This window comes from Prevotella sp. MGM1 (genome assembly GCF_002933775.1).
GTDB lineage: Bacteria > Bacteroidota > Bacteroidia > Bacteroidales > Bacteroidaceae > Prevotella.
This window is the reverse complement of record NZ_BEWV01000084.1, coordinates 1-15,235: the sequence shown is the minus strand read 5'-3', so window position 1 is coordinate 15,235 and position 15,235 is coordinate 1. Positions and strand designations below refer to the sequence as shown.

General features: G+C 50.5%; 14 protein-coding genes. 6 read left to right on the top strand and 8 right to left on the bottom strand.

Translation table 11 applies throughout. From position 1 onward, the window contains the following. Positions 1-21: 21 nt before the first annotated feature. A complete protein-coding gene (locus MoGM_RS02460; RefSeq protein ID WP_104368617.1) occupies positions 22-1,692 on the top strand; it encodes an ABC transporter ATP-binding protein in 1,671 nt (556 codons plus the stop codon). Between the two features lie 103 nt (positions 1,693-1,795). On the opposite strand, the gene MoGM_RS02455 is transcribed toward MoGM_RS02460, so the two are convergent. From MoGM_RS02455 to rplS, 4 genes are all read right to left on the bottom strand, one after another. Further along, positions 1,796-3,601 (bottom strand): HAMP domain-containing sensor histidine kinase, encoded by a 1,806-nt coding sequence (locus MoGM_RS02455; protein ID WP_104368616.1) that lies wholly within the window; start codon positions 3,599-3,601, stop codon positions 1,796-1,798. A gap of 168 nt (positions 3,602-3,769) precedes the next feature. After that, entirely contained in the window at positions 3,770-3,970 is a 201-nt protein-coding gene (locus MoGM_RS02450) for a hypothetical protein (RefSeq protein WP_104368615.1), read from the bottom strand. 135 nt (positions 3,971-4,105) lie between these two features. Then, the gene (locus MoGM_RS02445) at positions 4,106-5,284 is read right to left on the bottom strand and encodes a phosphoribosylaminoimidazolecarboxamide formyltransferase (RefSeq protein ID WP_104368614.1); all 1,179 of its coding nucleotides are present in this window, start codon (positions 5,282-5,284) and stop codon (positions 4,106-4,108) included. Positions 5,285-5,529: 245 nt separating this feature from the next. Next, positions 5,530-5,889: a 50S ribosomal protein L19 gene (gene rplS / locus MoGM_RS02440; RefSeq protein ID WP_104368634.1), complete on the bottom strand. Its 360-nt coding sequence runs from the start codon at positions 5,887-5,889 to the stop codon at positions 5,530-5,532. Positions 5,890-6,080: 191 nt separating this feature from the next. On the opposite strand from rplS, the gene MoGM_RS02435 reads away from it, so the two are divergent. Together MoGM_RS02435 and MoGM_RS02430 are read left to right on the top strand one after the other, a co-directional pair. Beyond that, a complete protein-coding gene (locus MoGM_RS02435; protein ID WP_104368633.1) occupies positions 6,081-6,851 on the top strand; it encodes a 5'-nucleotidase C-terminal domain-containing protein in 771 nt (256 codons plus the stop codon). Positions 6,852-7,036: 185 nt separating this feature from the next. Continuing rightward, positions 7,037-7,879 (top strand): bifunctional UDP-sugar hydrolase/5'-nucleotidase, encoded by an 843-nt coding sequence (locus MoGM_RS02430; RefSeq protein WP_104368613.1) that lies wholly within the window; start codon positions 7,037-7,039, stop codon positions 7,877-7,879. A gap of 68 nt (positions 7,880-7,947) precedes the next feature. On the opposite strand, the gene MoGM_RS02425 is transcribed toward MoGM_RS02430, so the two are convergent. After that, complete coding sequence (locus MoGM_RS02425) at positions 7,948-8,691, bottom strand: porin family protein (protein WP_104368612.1); 744 nt, start codon at positions 8,689-8,691, stop codon at positions 7,948-7,950. A gap of 162 nt (positions 8,692-8,853) precedes the next feature. Between MoGM_RS02425 and MoGM_RS02420 the strand changes: the two genes are divergently transcribed. After that, on the top strand, positions 8,854-9,024 hold the full coding sequence (locus MoGM_RS02420) for a DUF362 domain-containing protein (RefSeq protein WP_104368611.1): 171 nt from the start codon (positions 8,854-8,856) through the stop codon (positions 9,022-9,024). A 257-nt stretch (positions 9,025-9,281) separates the two neighbouring features. Here MoGM_RS02420 and MoGM_RS02415 read toward each other — a convergent pair whose 3' ends face one another. Beyond that, a complete protein-coding gene (locus MoGM_RS02415) occupies positions 9,282-9,632 on the bottom strand; it encodes a response regulator (RefSeq protein ID WP_104368610.1) in 351 nt (116 codons plus the stop codon). A 104-nt stretch (positions 9,633-9,736) separates the two neighbouring features. After that, on the bottom strand, positions 9,737-11,206 hold the full coding sequence (gene xylE, locus MoGM_RS02410; protein ID WP_104368609.1) for a D-xylose transporter XylE: 1,470 nt from the start codon (positions 11,204-11,206) through the stop codon (positions 9,737-9,739). A gap of 238 nt (positions 11,207-11,444) precedes the next feature. Between xylE and MoGM_RS02405 the strand changes: the two genes are divergently transcribed. Both MoGM_RS02405 and MoGM_RS02400 read left to right on the top strand, forming a co-directional pair. Next, positions 11,445-13,421, top strand: coding sequence for an alpha-L-arabinofuranosidase C-terminal domain-containing protein (locus tag MoGM_RS02405; RefSeq protein ID WP_104368608.1), 1,977 nt, complete (start codon positions 11,445-11,447; stop codon positions 13,419-13,421). Between the two features lie 602 nt (positions 13,422-14,023). After that, on the top strand, positions 14,024-14,986 hold the full coding sequence (locus tag MoGM_RS02400) for a methylenetetrahydrofolate reductase (protein WP_104368607.1): 963 nt from the start codon (positions 14,024-14,026) through the stop codon (positions 14,984-14,986). 14 nt (positions 14,987-15,000) lie between these two features. Here MoGM_RS02400 and MoGM_RS13485 read toward each other — a convergent pair. Then, positions 15,001-15,235 (bottom strand): hypothetical protein (locus tag MoGM_RS13485; RefSeq protein ID WP_158249543.1); only part of this gene is annotated, 235 nt, incomplete at its 5' end.

Here is a 15,235-nt window from a genome sequence, read left to right as displayed (position 1 = left end):
GACTGCCGGCCGTGATTAGCAATGAAAGATACGCATACGAACAACGATTATAAATGGTTTGAAATAGTATCCTGGCTTTGGCGCGTGTCGCGCGGAAACAGGTTGCAGGCCGTGCTCAATGCCGTGCTCGGACTGCTTGGCGTGGCCGTGAGTCTCGGTTCTGTGTGGGCCGTGCAGCGGGCCATCGACATAGCGGCGGGTTCGCGTTCCGGTGATTTATATATGGCGGTGTCTGTGATGGCCGGTCTCATATTGTGTGATTTTGCTGTCAATATCGGTAGGGTATGGATTAAAAATATACTTGGGGTAAGAGCGCAGAACCGTATGCAGCGTAAGATGCTCGACGGATTGATACGTGCCGAGTGGAGCGGCAGGGAGCGTTTCCACAGCGGTGACGTGATAAACCGTCTTGAACAGGATGTCGGTGCCGTGGTGGTTTTTGTCACCGAGACCATACCCAATGCCATTTCCGTATTGGCGATGTTTGCCGGTGCTTTTGTGTATCTCATGCGTATGGATACCGTGCTGGCTTTCATCACGGTTGGCATTCTTCCTGTTTTCATTCTTGCCAGCCGTGTATATATGAGTCGCATGAGGCGGTATACCCGAAGTGTGAGAGCGTGTGACAGCCGTGTGCAGAGTATATTGCAGGAGTCGGTGCAGCACAGGATGCTCGTCAAGACGCTCGAATGTGGCGGGGAGATGCTCGGACGCCTCGACGATGGGCATGCCGAATTGCGCTCGCATGTTCGTAAACGTACTGTGTTTTCCGTATATTCCAATTTCGTTCTCAACGCGGGGTTCTCGCTTGGATATATCATAGCCTTCCTTTGGAGCGCTGTAAGGCTCTATCACCACACGTTGACTTTCGGCGCCATGACCGCCTTTCTGCAACTTGTGTACCGCATACAGGGGCCGGCGAGGGATATGACCAAGCTCGCTCCGGCTTTTGTGTCGGTGTTCACGGCTGCCGAGCGACTGTTGGAACTTGAAGACATACCGCACGAGGTGCAAGGCAGCGGTGTCATGCTCGGCGGGTCGTGCGGTGTCCGGCTTATCGGTGTGAGCTATATTTACGGCGGCAGCGCACGCAGGGTGATAGACAATTTCTCTTTCGACTTCAAGCCCGGCAGTTGTACGGCGATACTCGGCGAGACCGGAGCCGGCAAGACAACACTCATAAGGATGATGCTTGCGCTGATAAGTCCGGGGGAAGGGCTGGCACAGATTTACGACACGGCGGGAAACGTTCATGAGCTGTCGCCACTCACACGGTGCAATTTTGTATACGTGCCGCAAGGGAACACGCTCCTTAGCGGAACCATACGTGACAATCTGCTGCTCGGTCGCCCCACGGCTACGGACGACGAGATGAATGCCGTATTGCGGCAGGCTTGTGCCGATTTTGTGTTCGACCTGCCCGACGGTCTTGACACCGTGGCGGCTGAGGCGGGCGGTGGCCTGAGCGAGGGGCAGGCCCAGCGGATAGCGATTGCCAGGGCGTTACTGCGTGACCGGTCGGTGTTGCTGTTTGACGAGGCTACGAGTGCGCTCGATCCGGAGACCGAACGTAGGCTGCTGACCAACATATTGAGTGGAAGCGACAAGACTGTGATATTCATCACTCACCGTCAGGCGGTGGTGGACTATTGCGACAGTGTTCTGACGGTTGAGGAGAACAGGTGCGATTGACAGCTGTTCACTATTCGGAAATAATATTATGAAATGTCTTTCACGACCTGTTTGATTTTGTAAAAACCGAGGTCGTAAACGGTCTTTGTCAGTGTGAATATGGTCAGTTGTCTGTCAGCGGTAAGGTGATGATAATACGTGTACCGTCCTTATAGTTCTTGTCTATCGACAGACTGCCGTCCAGTTGCTCGGCTATCTGCCGTGACAATGGGAGGCCGATGCCCAGTCCGCTTTTGAATTCGTCCATTTTGTAGAATAGGTCGAAGACCTTGTTTATTTGATCTTCGGGGATGTACTCACCGGGGTTGGCGATGCTTATCACCACGTTTTCCCGTTTATCGTCAAGGCTGCATTCTATTACGACCGCTTCTCCGTTACCGAACTTACAGGCATTATCAATCATGTTGTCGAGTATGTTTGATATGCCGGCTGCGTTGGTTTTGATTTTCAGATTGTCTTTTACTGATGTCTCGAATATAATCTCTGGAGCGTCGGGCTGTTTTTCTCTAAGTCTTGCCACGGCTTTTCGGCAGATATCGTTGCATGGCACAATGTCGTTTTTGCTCATATAGCTTGTGCTCGCTTCCGATGAGATATAAAGAAGATTGTTTATTATTTTGACTATCTGATTCGAGCTGTCGGATATTCTTTTCGCTATGTCGCTCCTTTCTTCATGTGATAACTGGAAGTCGGGCACACTCATGATTTGGGCGAAGCCCGATATGATGTTCAGTGGGGTGCGTATCTCGTGGCTCATGTTGTTTCTTATAGTGTCTTTCATCCGTTCGGCTTCCTGTGCCTTGTCTCTCATCACTTCGAGGTTGCGGTTCTTGCGTGCTATTTTTTTCAGGTATCTGTTCCTGTTTTTTACCACCAGTCCCAGACATACGATTATTACAAATGCCATGGCGGTGATGAGCGTGAGCACCATGTTTGTCATCTTGTCTTTCTCCGCCTTGCTTCTGATTTTTGTTATCTCGATATCGTTTTCAACCTCGTAAAGGTCGTCTATCATCACTTCGTTGCTGACAGAATCCTTGAACTGCATGTATTCTTTAAGCGCGTCGTATGCCGCGGCCAGGTTGCCAGACATCTCGTATATCTTGTTTTTCATCTTGTAGCGGTCTATGTTTGTCATCATATCGGCCTGCTCCAATGCTTTGTCGTACTCGCCGCATGCGGCGTGGTATGCCATCCGTACGTATGTGATGTAAGTCTCGCTGAATTCCGGACCGTACTCTTTTTTCAGGCGCATGTAGTTGTTGTATTCCTTTTTCACCGCCACCCGGTCTTTGTTGAAAAACTCGGCTATGACCTTGAAGCCCACTATGTCGCTGTATTCGTATTTCATCCTTTCCGGATTTATCAGTGAGAGGGCCTTGTTCAGATCTTTGAGTGCCTGCTTGGGATGGTCTTCCATTCTCACGTTGGCCAACTCCTTGTATATCTGTACTTTGAAAAGCGTATCTTTGTCATCGGCCTCTTCAAGTGCCTTTTTCAGATATTTCTCTCCCATCATGATGTTGCCTTGCAGTGAGTATATTATGCCCATCATGTATGTCGCGTTGTGGAGTTCGTCGGAACATTTGCGCCATTTCATGTCTTTCGACATCTCGACGGTTTTCCTCATGGCCTTGAAGAAGTGGTTGAAGTTTATGTCGTATATGATTTCGCTTTGCCATGCGTTGTAGAAGTTGTGCATGTTTCCGCCCGCGAGGCAGTATGCCTTGTATTTGGTTGTGGCATCATAGAAAGCTTCTTTGTCGGTGGTGTTGAAGTATTTGCGCATGTCATCCATCAACTTTTTAGACACAGAGTCGATCTGTTGGTCGCCTGCCGCGGAAGCATGGCCTGCCTTAAATACGCATAAAGGCAATATGACGATTATAAAAAGCCGTCTTAATATCATTGATTTAATATTTCACAAATTGTACATAAGTTCCGCAAAGGTAGCCATTAAATGTCAAAAAACTTTGCGGGGGGGGTAAAAATAGCGAAATAAATGTGAAATATTGCAAACAAAAACACGGTGTAATGACTTTAATTTCCGCCATCACCCGTATGCCGGTTTTTGCGTTCAGTGCTTGCGTCTGTTGGCCCGTTGCTCACGGTATTTGGCTTTTTGCCGTGCCGATCCGCTTCCGTGTGCGCCGGTTATATATTTCTTTTTCTTGGCCTTGGTTTTCACTTTGCCGTTGTCTTCGTCTTTTCTGGGGCTGTTTCTGAATACTACGCCGCCACCCGCTATGATCTCGTCTATGTTGTCTCCTATGCTCATTTCTTTTCGGTTTATTCTCTTTTATAATGTACGGGATGTGTCTTACAGTGGTATTGTGAAAATAAAAGATAAGGAGTCGCGGGATTTTCAGCGTACTAACGAATCCTTTATCTCCTTATCTTTTGTAGTTGTTTATCAGTGATGGAAGAGGCGCACGCCCGTGAACGCCATGGCGATGTCGTATTTGTCGCAAGTCTCTATCACGTTGTCGTCACGCACCGAGCCGCCGGCCTGGGCAATGTATTGCACTCCGCTCTTGTGGGCTCGCTCTATGTTGTCTCCGAATGGGAAGAAAGCGTCGCTTCCGAGTGCCACGCCGGTGTTGCGGGCAATCCACTCTTTTTTCTCTTCCATGGTGAGAACCTCGGGCTTCTCCTTGAAGAACATCTGCCATGTGCCCTCGCGCAGCACGTCGTCGTGGTCTTCGCTGATATATACGTCGATAGTATTGTCACGGTCGGCACGGCGTATTTTGTCTGCAAATGGCAGGTTCATTACCTTGGGGTGCTGTCTGAGCCACCATATATCAGCCTTGTTTCCGGCGAGACGCGTGCAGTGTATGCGGCTCTGCTGGCCGGCGCCGATGCCTATTGCCTGTCCGTCTTTGACGTAGCACACGGAGTTGCTCTGCGTGTATTTAAGGGTGATGAGGGCAATGATGAGGTCCCGGCGTGCTTCGTCGGTGAATGTTTTGTTTTTTGTGGGGATGTTCTCGAAGAGAGACGGGTCGTTGAGGTCTATCTCGTTGCGCCCCTGTTCGAATGTCACTCCGAACACTTGCTTGCGCTCTATCTGCTCGGGTATGTAGTTGGGGTCGATTTTTATCACGTTATACGTGCCTTTGCGCTTGTCTTTGAGTATCTCGATTGCCTCGGGAGTGTAGTCGGGCGCTATCACTCCGTCGCTCACCTCGCGCTTTATCAGTGTGGCCGTGGCGGCGTCGCAGGTATCGCTCAGGGCCACGAAGTCACCGTAAGAGCTCATGCGGTCCGCTCCTCTGGCACGTGCGTATGCGCATGCTATTGGTGAAAGCTCTTTCACGTCGTCCACGAAATAAATCTTTTTCAGTGTGTCGTCGAGTGGCAGTCCTACGGCTGCTCCGGCGGGAGACACGTGCTTGAACGAGGCTGCGGCGGGCAGTCCGGTTGCGGCTTTCAACTCTTTGACAAGCTGCCAGCTGTTCAACGCGTCGAGAAAGTTGATGTATCCCGGGCGGCCGTTAATCACTTCGAGCGGCAGTTCGCCCTCGGTCATGAATATGCGTGAGGGCTTTTGATTCGGATTACATCCGTACTTCAATTCCAATTCTTTCATAATCAATTATTATTTAGCTGCCGCAAAGTTACTTATTTTATGTGAGATATGCAAAAAGGCTTTCCCGCTTTTCTCTTTATTGTTGTCGTGTTTATTTGCAAAAGCCTCTCCTTATAAACCCGTGTACTCGCGGCAATGGTGTCTTGTATGCCGTATGCGTAAGTGGCGGCTGTATAAGACAAGGCGTGGCAACCCGTCTTCGGATTGCCACGCCTGATAAATCTTTCCTTGAATAGCGCGCGATATTATTTCGCGATGGCTCTTCTTCTCTCCTTGATGCGTGCTTTCTTACCTGTGAGATTACGCAGGTAGTACAACTTGGCGCGACGAACCTTACCATACTTGTTCACCTCGATGTTGTCGATATTGGGTGACTCGATGGGGAAGATACGCTCCACACCTACCGTTCCCGACATCTTGCGGACGGTGAAACGCTTCTTGTTGCCGTGGCCGGAAATCTTGATTACTACACCGCGGTAGAGCTGTATACGCTCTTTTGAGCCCTCGACGATTTTGTAAGCGACAGTGATTGTGTCACCGGATCTGAATTCCGGGAACTGTTTGCCGGTTGCAAATGCTTCTTCAGCAACTTTAATTAAATCCATTTTCTTCTGATAATTAAATTTGTTCTTGTCGTTCTGGCGCAACATAGCGGGCAACACGTAACTTCCCGTCAGCGATTACGCCGAAAAGCGGGTGCAAAGTTAGTATATTTTATTGGAACGGGCAATTTTGGCGGCTCTTTTTTTGCGTGTTATCCCATTTTTATTAATTTTGCGTCAAAATATTATTGATGATGAACAAGTTTATAATCAAATTGTCGTTGTCCTTTTTTGTCATCACGGCCATGGCGGCGTGTGCGGCAAGTCACTATCATGTGGTGTCGGCGGAACGTACCGTAATACTTATAGACAGTACCTTCGACGCCGCTCCCGATGAAGTTGCCGCCGCTTTTATAGAGCCTTACAGTCAGGTGGTTGACAGCGTGATGCGGCCGGTGGTGGGACACTCGGCACGGTATATGGCTGCCCGGCGTCCGGAAAGCGCATTGTCCAATCTGCTTGCCGACATACTCGTTTGGGCGGCTTCGGGCTATGATGAGAAGCCGGTGATGGGCGTTTATAATGTGGGCGGCATACGGGCTGCTTTGCCAGAGGGGACGGTCACTTATGGAGACGTACTCGAGATAGCGCCGTTTGAGAACAAGATATGTTTTCTCACTCTTGCCGGCAAAGATTTGTTGCTGTTGTTTGAGAACATCGCCGCGGCCGGAGGTGAGGGTGTCAGCAGTGGGGTTGAGCTTGTGATAACACATGACGGACGTCTTGCCGGTGCCAGACTTCATGGCAAGGAAATAGATCCTGCGGCCGATTACCGTATAGCCACCATCGATTATCTGGCCGAGGGAAACGACAAGATGGATGCTTTCCTGGCGAAAAAGGATTTCAATTCGCCTCAGGCCGCAACCAATGATACACGGTATATTATATCCGACTATTTCCGTGCGAAGGAGAAGGAAGGGGTAGTGGTAGACGCAAAGATTGAGGGGCGTGTCACGATAAAGTGACGAAAATTTATTTTTCGATAGGTTTGAATGGCGGCCCGAGACTGTGATGTGTGGCCTTTAATCCGGCAAGGAGCCGTCATGTGGCTGATGATTGATTGACTGCATGTTGGTGGGTGGTTGTCGGCCGATAGGACGTGTTCAGTCGCGGAGTTAATGATAATTGTTATTTATTCAAATAGAAGGCAATGAAAAGATATATATTGACAGCCGTTGTTTGCCTGCTGGCATTGTCGGCGGAAGCACAGAAAAAGCTCGTTGTTTTGCATACGAACGATACTCACAGCACGGTAATGCCGCTGAGCAGGAACCTTAACGATACGATGAAAGCCGGGCGGGGCGGTTATCTGCGGCGGATAGCTATGTTGAAAGAGGAGCGTAAGGCCAATCCTGGCCTGTTGTTGTTCGACAGCGGCGATTTCTCTCAGGGCTCACCTTATTATACCATGTATGAGGGTGATGTGGAAGTGGGGCTTATGAACATTATGAAATACGATGCCGTGGCAATAGGTAACCATGAGTTTGATTTCGGGCTTGATAATATGGCACGGCTGTTTCGCAAGGCAGAGTTTCCCATTGTGTGTGCCAATTACGATTTCAGTGGCACCGCCGTGGATGGATTGGTAAAGCCTTACGTCGTGTTGAAGCGTTCGGGACTGCGTATCGGCGTGTTCGGCTTGTCGCCTAAGCTTAGCGGACTTGTATCGGAAAAGAACTATCCCGGTGTCAGGTACATTGACCCTCGGATTGCGGCGCCACGTGTGGCGGCTATGTTGAAGGGTAAAGAGAAGTGTGATGTGGTGATATGCCTGTCGCATCTGGGTTGGGACTTGAAGCCGGATATGGACGACAGTACGATGATTGCGGCAAGCAGGGATATCGATTTGGTGCTTGGCGGGCACTCGCACAGCTATTTTACGGACTTAGAGTGGGTGCGCGATGCTGCCGGACATAATGTTCCTGTTGACCAAAACGGTAAGCACGGCATATTCATCGGCAGGATAACGATGAGTATCGAGAGTAAAAAATAATAGTGATTGTCTTTTCGCGGTCGGTTTGTACGGCAGTCTTGTGGAGGCTATACGGAATGAACTGACGGTCATTCGAAATAGAAGGTGAGCACGATCATCTTGCTGTGGCCGGCCGTTACCGAGTTCGCATAGGCTTTCATGCCGGTGTCCTGGAGTTCGTTGGCATGGTTTTTGTCGAGTGCGTTGGACAGGCTGTAACAGAATTTCAGTTCCGGTATCAGTTTGAAGAACGGCAGGTAGAAGTCGCATCCGAATCCAATCTCCACGAAAGTATCGTACCGTTTCAGTCTGAGGTAGTCCTGTGCTTTGCCTGTCAGGTTTATCGCCGGACTTATTCCCGCCATTATGTACGGCCTGTGGTTGTTAAATCGCTGTGCGCTGAACTTCAGGTCGATAGGCAACGTGATATACGTGTTCTTCATGTCCTGTGTCACTTCGGTAGGCATGCCGTTATCGTCGAGCCGCGACAGGTTCCTGAACACAAGGTGTTTTGCCCCGAAGTGCATCGTTGGGGTAAAGCGTGCTGACAGATGATCGTTTATTCTCATCTCGGCGGTGACCCCCACGCTGAATCCCGGATTCCAGTTGTCTGCGTCGCACAGTATCGTCTGTGTTGTCTGCGCGCCGTTCTCTTCCGTTATTATCTGTGGTCCCACGTTCTGGAATTCGATGTCCTGCAAGTGCATTCCCACGAGAATACCGAAGTGAAGCGGCCGCAGGTCTATGTACGGTTTGTTCTGCGCTATGCGCTCCTGTGCCGCCGTGTTTGTACATACGGCCCATATCATGATGATGTACAGTATCCTCTTCATATCATATAAATAACGTGATTTTAATCCACTTATTATATAACGCGCTATTTCGACATTGTATAAATAGACAAAATATCTACCTGTCAGCAGGTATATGTCGAATTAAATTAGTACATTTGCATCCTAAATTATTTGTATTAATTTTATAAAACATTTGTAATTATGGCTTACGTTATTAATGATGATTGTATCGCATGCGGTACATGTATCGATGAGTGTCCCGTAGGAGCTATATCTGAGGGCGATAAGTATTCAATTAATCCCGAGACTTGCACCGAGTGCGGTACTTGCGCCGATGTTTGTCCGTCTGAGGCTATCAGCCTTCCCGCTTAATTGTTTCTTATTATAAAGGAAGTAAAAGACAACGGGACTCATCTTTTGATGGGTCCCGTTGTTCTTTTTTCTTTTATTCCTTTGCCTTTTGTCTTAATTCCGTCGCTTTTAATGCTCGTACCTTAGTCCGTTCGTATTTGGTGTCGCTGTTTTTTTATGGCGGCCATATAGCTTACCGGCTGCATCCGGCTTTTATGCCGTGATGATGTCGCCTGTGTCGCAAGTCAAGTGCCGCCGGCTTGGTATATGCTTCTTTGTCAGATATATTTGGCAATAGTATCCAGGCAGACTTTACTGTTGATAGGCTTCGACAGGAAGTCATCGCATCCGGCGTTCATCGCTGCCAGCCGGTCGTTCTCAAACGCGTTTGCCGTGAGCATGATGATCGGAAGTTCCGGGGTGGCGTCTTTTATGATTCGTGTGGCCTCGAGTCCGTCCATGACCGGCATTTTGAGATCCATCAGTATAAGGTCTATCCCGCCTTTTTCCGATATTTCCACAGCCTCTCTGCCATTGTGTGCCCTCACTATCTGATAATTGCGTTTCAGGATGTATGTCATCAGGATATAGTTGCTCTCGTTGTCTTCCGCGATTAATATCGTCTTCATTGTCTTCCGCTTTTTTTGTTAAAGGACTATTGTTTACTTGATGTTAATATGCAATCGGGCCACATATTGTCAGACGGATGTCCCGCTATGTGGCCCGTTTGTTTTTATTCTTTTTTCCACAGTTTGCTCATGTCTTCGAGCGTTTTGCCTTTTGTCTCGGGCACAATACGCCATACGAAGAGTGCGGCAAACACACATATCACACCATAGAGTCCATAGGTGAACCAATGACCGAAATCAGGATCGCCGGCGGTCTTCATGTTAAACATGGGTACGAATGTGGAACTTACAATCCAGTTGAATATCCACTGGAAGGCAACGGCTATGGCGACCGCCGCGCCGCGTATGGTGTTCGGGAATATCTCGGCTATCAGCACCCAGCATATAGGCCCCCAGCTGAACATGAACGAGGCGCTGTAAATCATGATGCTGAGCATCGTGATGATGCCGAGCGACGGGTTGCCGAAAGTCAGCGCCACGCCGAAAGCGCCTATGGCCATTCCTATCGAGCCGTAGATGAGCAGCGGCTTGCGTCCCCATTTCTCCACCGTGAGAATAGCCACGACGGTGAACAGAATATTGACTATACCCATTATTACGGTCTGCACCATTGGCTTGTCCATGCCCATGTCGGCGAATATTCGGGGAGCGTAGTACAGCACTGCGTTTATTCCCACTGCCTGCTGGAACACGCTGAGCATTATTCCCAAGAAAATCACGAGCCATCCGTATGTGAACAGTCGCTCGGTTTTCTCGCTGATCGTGTTCTTGATGTCGGCGAGTATTTTCTCTCCTACTGCGCTTCCGTTTATCTTCTGCAATATGGCCAGCGCCTTTTTGTCTTGGTTTACCATCACCAGGTAGCGCGGTGTCTCGGGCACGAAGCAGATGAGCAGCGCGAACAGTCCGGCCGGTACGGCCTCGCTGCCGAACATATAGCGCCATCCTGTCGTTACCGTCCACAGGTCGCTGTCGGCAGCCACGGCGTTGACACCTTGTCCTATCTGCTCGATAATGGGGTTGGTGTGCTCTCCGAGAATGAGAAAATTCACGAAATAGACCACGAGCTGTCCGAATATTATGGCAAACTGGTTCCATGACACGAGCGTGCCGCGTATGTGAGACGGAGCCACCTCGGCGATATACATTGGGCAGATGGCCGAGGCCAGGCCCACGCCGATACCTCCGAGCACCCGGTATACGTTGAACATCACGAGCAGGTCGTATCTCGGCACGCCGTGCTCGAATATCAGAAATTCGGGAAACATCGAGCCGAGCGCCGATACGAAGAACATCAGTCCTGCGAGAATGAGTGCCTTCTTGCGTCCCAGGTTAGACGCCAGGAAGCCAGACATGGCACTGCCGATGATACATCCGATAAGTGCGCTGGCGCATGTGAAGCCGTGCCATCCGTCTGTGTAAGTGAAGTCTTCGGCACCGAGGAAGAATGCCTGCAATCCTTTCTCTGCCCCCGAGATTACGGCCGTGTCGTATCCGAAGAGCAATCCGCCGAGCACGGCGACCATCACGATAGAGATAAGGTAAGATTTGCTGCCTTTGAGATTTTGTTCCATTTTCTTGTTCAGGTAATATTAGTAGTTGATTTTCTTTATGTTCGTGGCTTTTGTTCTTGAAATGTTATTGCGGTCGCCCCGTGGTCTTGTTTTCGCAGGTGTGTGCCGTGCGGCGCCAGACTCGCGGGGCGGTCATTAAAAGTTTTACAAAAATAATACTTTTAAATAAAAATATTCGCTTTTGTGCCAGTTTTTAACTAATTTTGTCCAGTATGCTTAATCAATACCTTATAGATTAATGAATTATAGAATGCTTACAAGTGCCGTCCTGTTGACGGCAACGTTGACTTGCAAGGCACAGTCGAACGTGATGGATGTGAATACGAAAAAGGTGGGAGCAGTGGTTCAGAACACCATGTACGGCATGTTTTTTGAAGACATCAACTATGCTGCCGACGGCGGGCTTTACGGAGAGTTGGTGAAAAACCGCTCGTTTGAGTTCCCGCAGAGTCTCATGGGGTGGCAGACTTTCGGTAACGTAGAGTTGAAAAACGACGGACCTTTCGAGCGTTGTCCGCACTACGTGACGCTGTTGGATCCGGGACACAGAGACCGCCGCACCGGACTTGTGAACGAGGGGTATTTCGGTATTGGGGTGCTCAAAGGCGAAGAATACCGCTTCACCGTATGGGCGAAAGCGCCCAAAGGCACCGGCCGCATAACAGTGCAGCTCATCGACCCCAAGACGATGGGTGAGCGTCAGGAGTTTGCCGGAGCCAGGCTCGATGTCAAGTCTTCCGAATGGGAGAAGTACGAAGTAATCATCAAGTCGCCTAAGACCCATGCCGACGCCCGGCTGCGTATATTTCTCGACGGCCGTAATGCCGTGAGCCTTGAGCATGTGAGCCTCTTTCCTGTAAACACATTCAAGAACCGTGACAACGGAATGCGGCGCGATCTCGCCCAGGCACTGGCCGACCAGCATCCCGGAGTGTTCCGTTTCCCCGGCGGATGCATAGTGGAAGGCACAGACCTCGCCACCCGCTACCAGTGGAAAAACACCATAGGGCCGGTGGAGAACCGTCCGCTCAACCAGAACAGATGGCTGCACACGTTCACACACCGCTTCTTCCCTGATTATTACCAGAGCTACGGCCTTGGGTTCTATGAGTATTTCGTGTTGTCCGAGGATATCGGCGCCGAGCCTCTGCCGGTGCTCAACGTTGGAATGGCATGCCAGTTCCAGAACCGTAACGACGAGAAGGCGCACGCCGCTATCGATGAGCTTCAGCCTTATATACAGGACTGTCTCGACCTGATAGAGTTTGCCAACGGCGACACCTCGACAACGTGGGGCCGCAAGCGTGCCGAAATGGGGCATCCGGCTCCGTTCAACATGACGATGATCGGTGTGGGCAACGAGCAGTGGGACGAGATGTATTTCAAGCGGCTCGAACCGTTTGTCAAAGCCATCAAGGCCCGTTATCCCAAGATGCGTATCGTGGGTACGAGCGGCCCTGACTCGGAGGGCAAGATGTTCGAGATTGGCTGGAAGGCCATGAAGGAAATGAAAGCAGACCTTGTTGACGAGCATTTCTATCGTCCCGAGACATGGTTCCTCAACAGCGGCCTGCGCTATGAGAATTATGACCGTAAAGGCCCGAAAGTGTTTGCCGGCGAATATGCCTGTCATGGCAAGGGAAAGAAGTGGAACCACTTCGAGACCTCTCTCTATGAAGCCGCTTTCATGACCGATCTTGAGCGCAATGCCGACGTGGTGTGGCTCACGGCATACGCCCCGCTGTTTGCCCATGTGGACGGCTGGCAGTGGCGGCCCGACCTTATATGGTTCGACAACACGCGCATGTTCAAGAGCGTGAGCTACTACGTCCAGCAGATGTATGCCATGAACAAGGGTACCAACGTGCTGCCCCTGACAATGGCCGGCAAGCCCGTGGCGGGACAGGAGGGGCAGAACGGTCTTTTCGCGAGCGCCGTGACAGACAGGAACACGCGTGAGGTGATAGTCAAGGTGATAAATACCGGCAAGACGCCACAGCCCGTAAGCATAAACCTGCTCGGCATGAAAGGCGAGCGGACGGCGGCCACTGTCACACTGACAAGCGACGACCCTGATGCGGAAAACACCCTTGACAACCCCGAGAGGATTGTTCCACAAAGCGGAACGGCACGTTGCGAGGCCGGAAAGAAGAGCACGGTTCTCACCGACAATCTGCCCGCAATGACATTCAGACTGTATAAAGTGAAGATGTGATATGTAATGATAAAGTCACGGATTTAACACTTTGTTTTTCGATGAAATAGAAAACGGAAGCGATACAAATCGCTATATGAAACACGATAGGCCGCTTTTCGCCGGATGGCGAAAAGCGGCTTTTTCCGCAACGGGACGCTCGTTGGAGTCCGTTCGGTTGCCGGTTGCGTTGCGTTTGGATACTCGTCGGATCGCGTTTAGCGTCTAAACGGAAACCAACGGCATACTAAACGGAAAAAATCTGTGAGGCAGATGAGGCGGGTATTGTTGTGGAAACAGGGGTGATAGATGTATCGTGTTGGTATACAGGTTGTTGGGTTGTATTGCTCAAAACTTCCTTATTTTCGGCCGCCGGGCTTTTATTTTGAAACGAGCGGAATGTGAAATGTGTTTTGTTAAAATAATTCCGAGTCCTCGAAATGGCTGTTTCCGGTGGCATCCGTTGACAGGCATCATTGTTTCTCCGGTAAAAACGTTTCCTTTTTGTGTTTCGGTTCGGATAAATATGTATACCTGTCCAAAAAAAATATGTCTTTCAGCCAAATTAGGCGATATACCATATTTTTTTATTAAATTTGCACCATAAAGTATATATACGTCAAATGACAGTTGCAGAATTGATAAACAGCGACAGGAGCCGCAGGCATTTTTCATTCGAGGTGCTGCCGCCGCTCAAAGGCACCGGTACCGAGAAACTGTTTGCCACGATAGAGAAGTTGAAGGCGTTCGACCCGCTGTTCATCAACATCACCACTCACCACAGTGAGTTTGTGTACAAGCAGCTTGATAACGGGCTGCTCGAGCGCAGCAGCGTGCGCCGCAGGCCGGGCACCATTGCCATAGCGGCGGCCATACAAAGCAGGTTCGGAATACCGGTGATGCCGCACGTGATATGTAGCGGGGCCACAGTGGAAGACATCGAATACGAACTGCTCGACCTGCAATTTCTCGGCATAAGCAGCCTTTTGCTCCTGCGGGGCGACAAGGCGAGAGAAGACCGCCATTTCACGCCCACTCCCGGCGGACATGCGCACACGACAGATCTGATAGGTCAGGTGAGGCGGTTCAACGACGGCTTTTTTGCCGACGGATCGCCTGTCAAATGCCCCGGACAGCCGTTCGACTTCGGTGTGGCCTGCTATCCGGAGAAGCATGAGGAGGCTCCAAATATCGAGATGGACATGCGCCGTCTGAAAGAGAAACAGGACCGGGGGGCGAGCTTCGCCGTGACGCAACTATTCTACGACAACCGTAAATACTTCGATTTTGTGGATAAGGCGCGTGCTATGGGGATAACCATACCGATTATACCCGGTATCAAGCCGTTTGCCAAGTTGAGCCAACTGAGTGTTGTGCCCAAGACTTTCCACTGCGATATACCTGACGAACTGGCCCGCCGGGCGGTGGTATGCGCTACAGACGAGGAAGCCCGGATGCTCGGAATCGACTGGGCGGAGCGCCAGTGCCGCGAGCTTTATGCACACGGGGTTAACAATATACATTTCTACACAGTGTCGGCGGTAGACTCTGTGGTTGAGGTGGCGCGTCGGCTGATGGAGCGCTGACACCCGGCCGTGCGTCAGCGCCGTATGACGCAGAATGCGGGAAATAAAGAATGTGACATATAGAAAGGGATGATGACGATGAGTTTCGATGAAGTGATAGGGCAGGGCGACACCTGCGGACGGCTGATGCGCTTATGCGCGGAGAACCGTTTGCCCCATGCCATGATGCTCTGCGGCCCTCGTGGCTGCGGAAAGATGGCCGTCGCCATCGCATTCGCCCGCCATCTGCTGTCGCTCGACCCTGTCGCT

Coding starts and splice junctions, on each gene's coding strand:
- MoGM_RS02460 (WP_104368617.1), top strand. CDS start 22: ATGAAAGATACGCATACGAACAACGATTATAAATGGTTTGAAATAGTA.
- MoGM_RS02455 (WP_104368616.1), bottom strand. CDS start 3,601: ATGATATTAAGACGGCTTTTTATAATCGTCATATTGCCTTTATGCGTA.
- MoGM_RS02450 (WP_104368615.1), bottom strand. CDS start 3,970: ATGAGCATAGGAGACAACATAGACGAGATCATAGCGGGTGGCGGCGTA.
- MoGM_RS02445 (WP_104368614.1), bottom strand. CDS start 5,284: ATGAAAGAATTGGAATTGAAGTACGGATGTAATCCGAATCAAAAGCCC.
- rplS (WP_104368634.1), bottom strand. CDS start 5,889: ATGGATTTAATTAAAGTTGCTGAAGAAGCATTTGCAACCGGCAAACAG.
- MoGM_RS02435 (WP_104368633.1), top strand. CDS start 6,081: ATGAACAAGTTTATAATCAAATTGTCGTTGTCCTTTTTTGTCATCACG.
- MoGM_RS02430 (WP_104368613.1), top strand. CDS start 7,037: ATGAAAAGATATATATTGACAGCCGTTGTTTGCCTGCTGGCATTGTCG.
- MoGM_RS02425 (WP_104368612.1), bottom strand. CDS start 8,691: ATGAAGAGGATACTGTACATCATCATGATATGGGCCGTATGTACAAAC.
- MoGM_RS02420 (WP_104368611.1), top strand. CDS start 8,854: ATGGCTTACGTTATTAATGATGATTGTATCGCATGCGGTACATGTATC.
- MoGM_RS02415 (WP_104368610.1), bottom strand. CDS start 9,632: ATGAAGACGATATTAATCGCGGAAGACAACGAGAGCAACTATATCCTG.
- xylE (WP_104368609.1), bottom strand. CDS start 11,206: ATGGAACAAAATCTCAAAGGCAGCAAATCTTACCTTATCTCTATCGTG.
- MoGM_RS02405 (WP_104368608.1), top strand. CDS start 11,445: ATGAATTATAGAATGCTTACAAGTGCCGTCCTGTTGACGGCAACGTTG.
- MoGM_RS02400 (WP_104368607.1), top strand. CDS start 14,024: ATGACAGTTGCAGAATTGATAAACAGCGACAGGAGCCGCAGGCATTTT.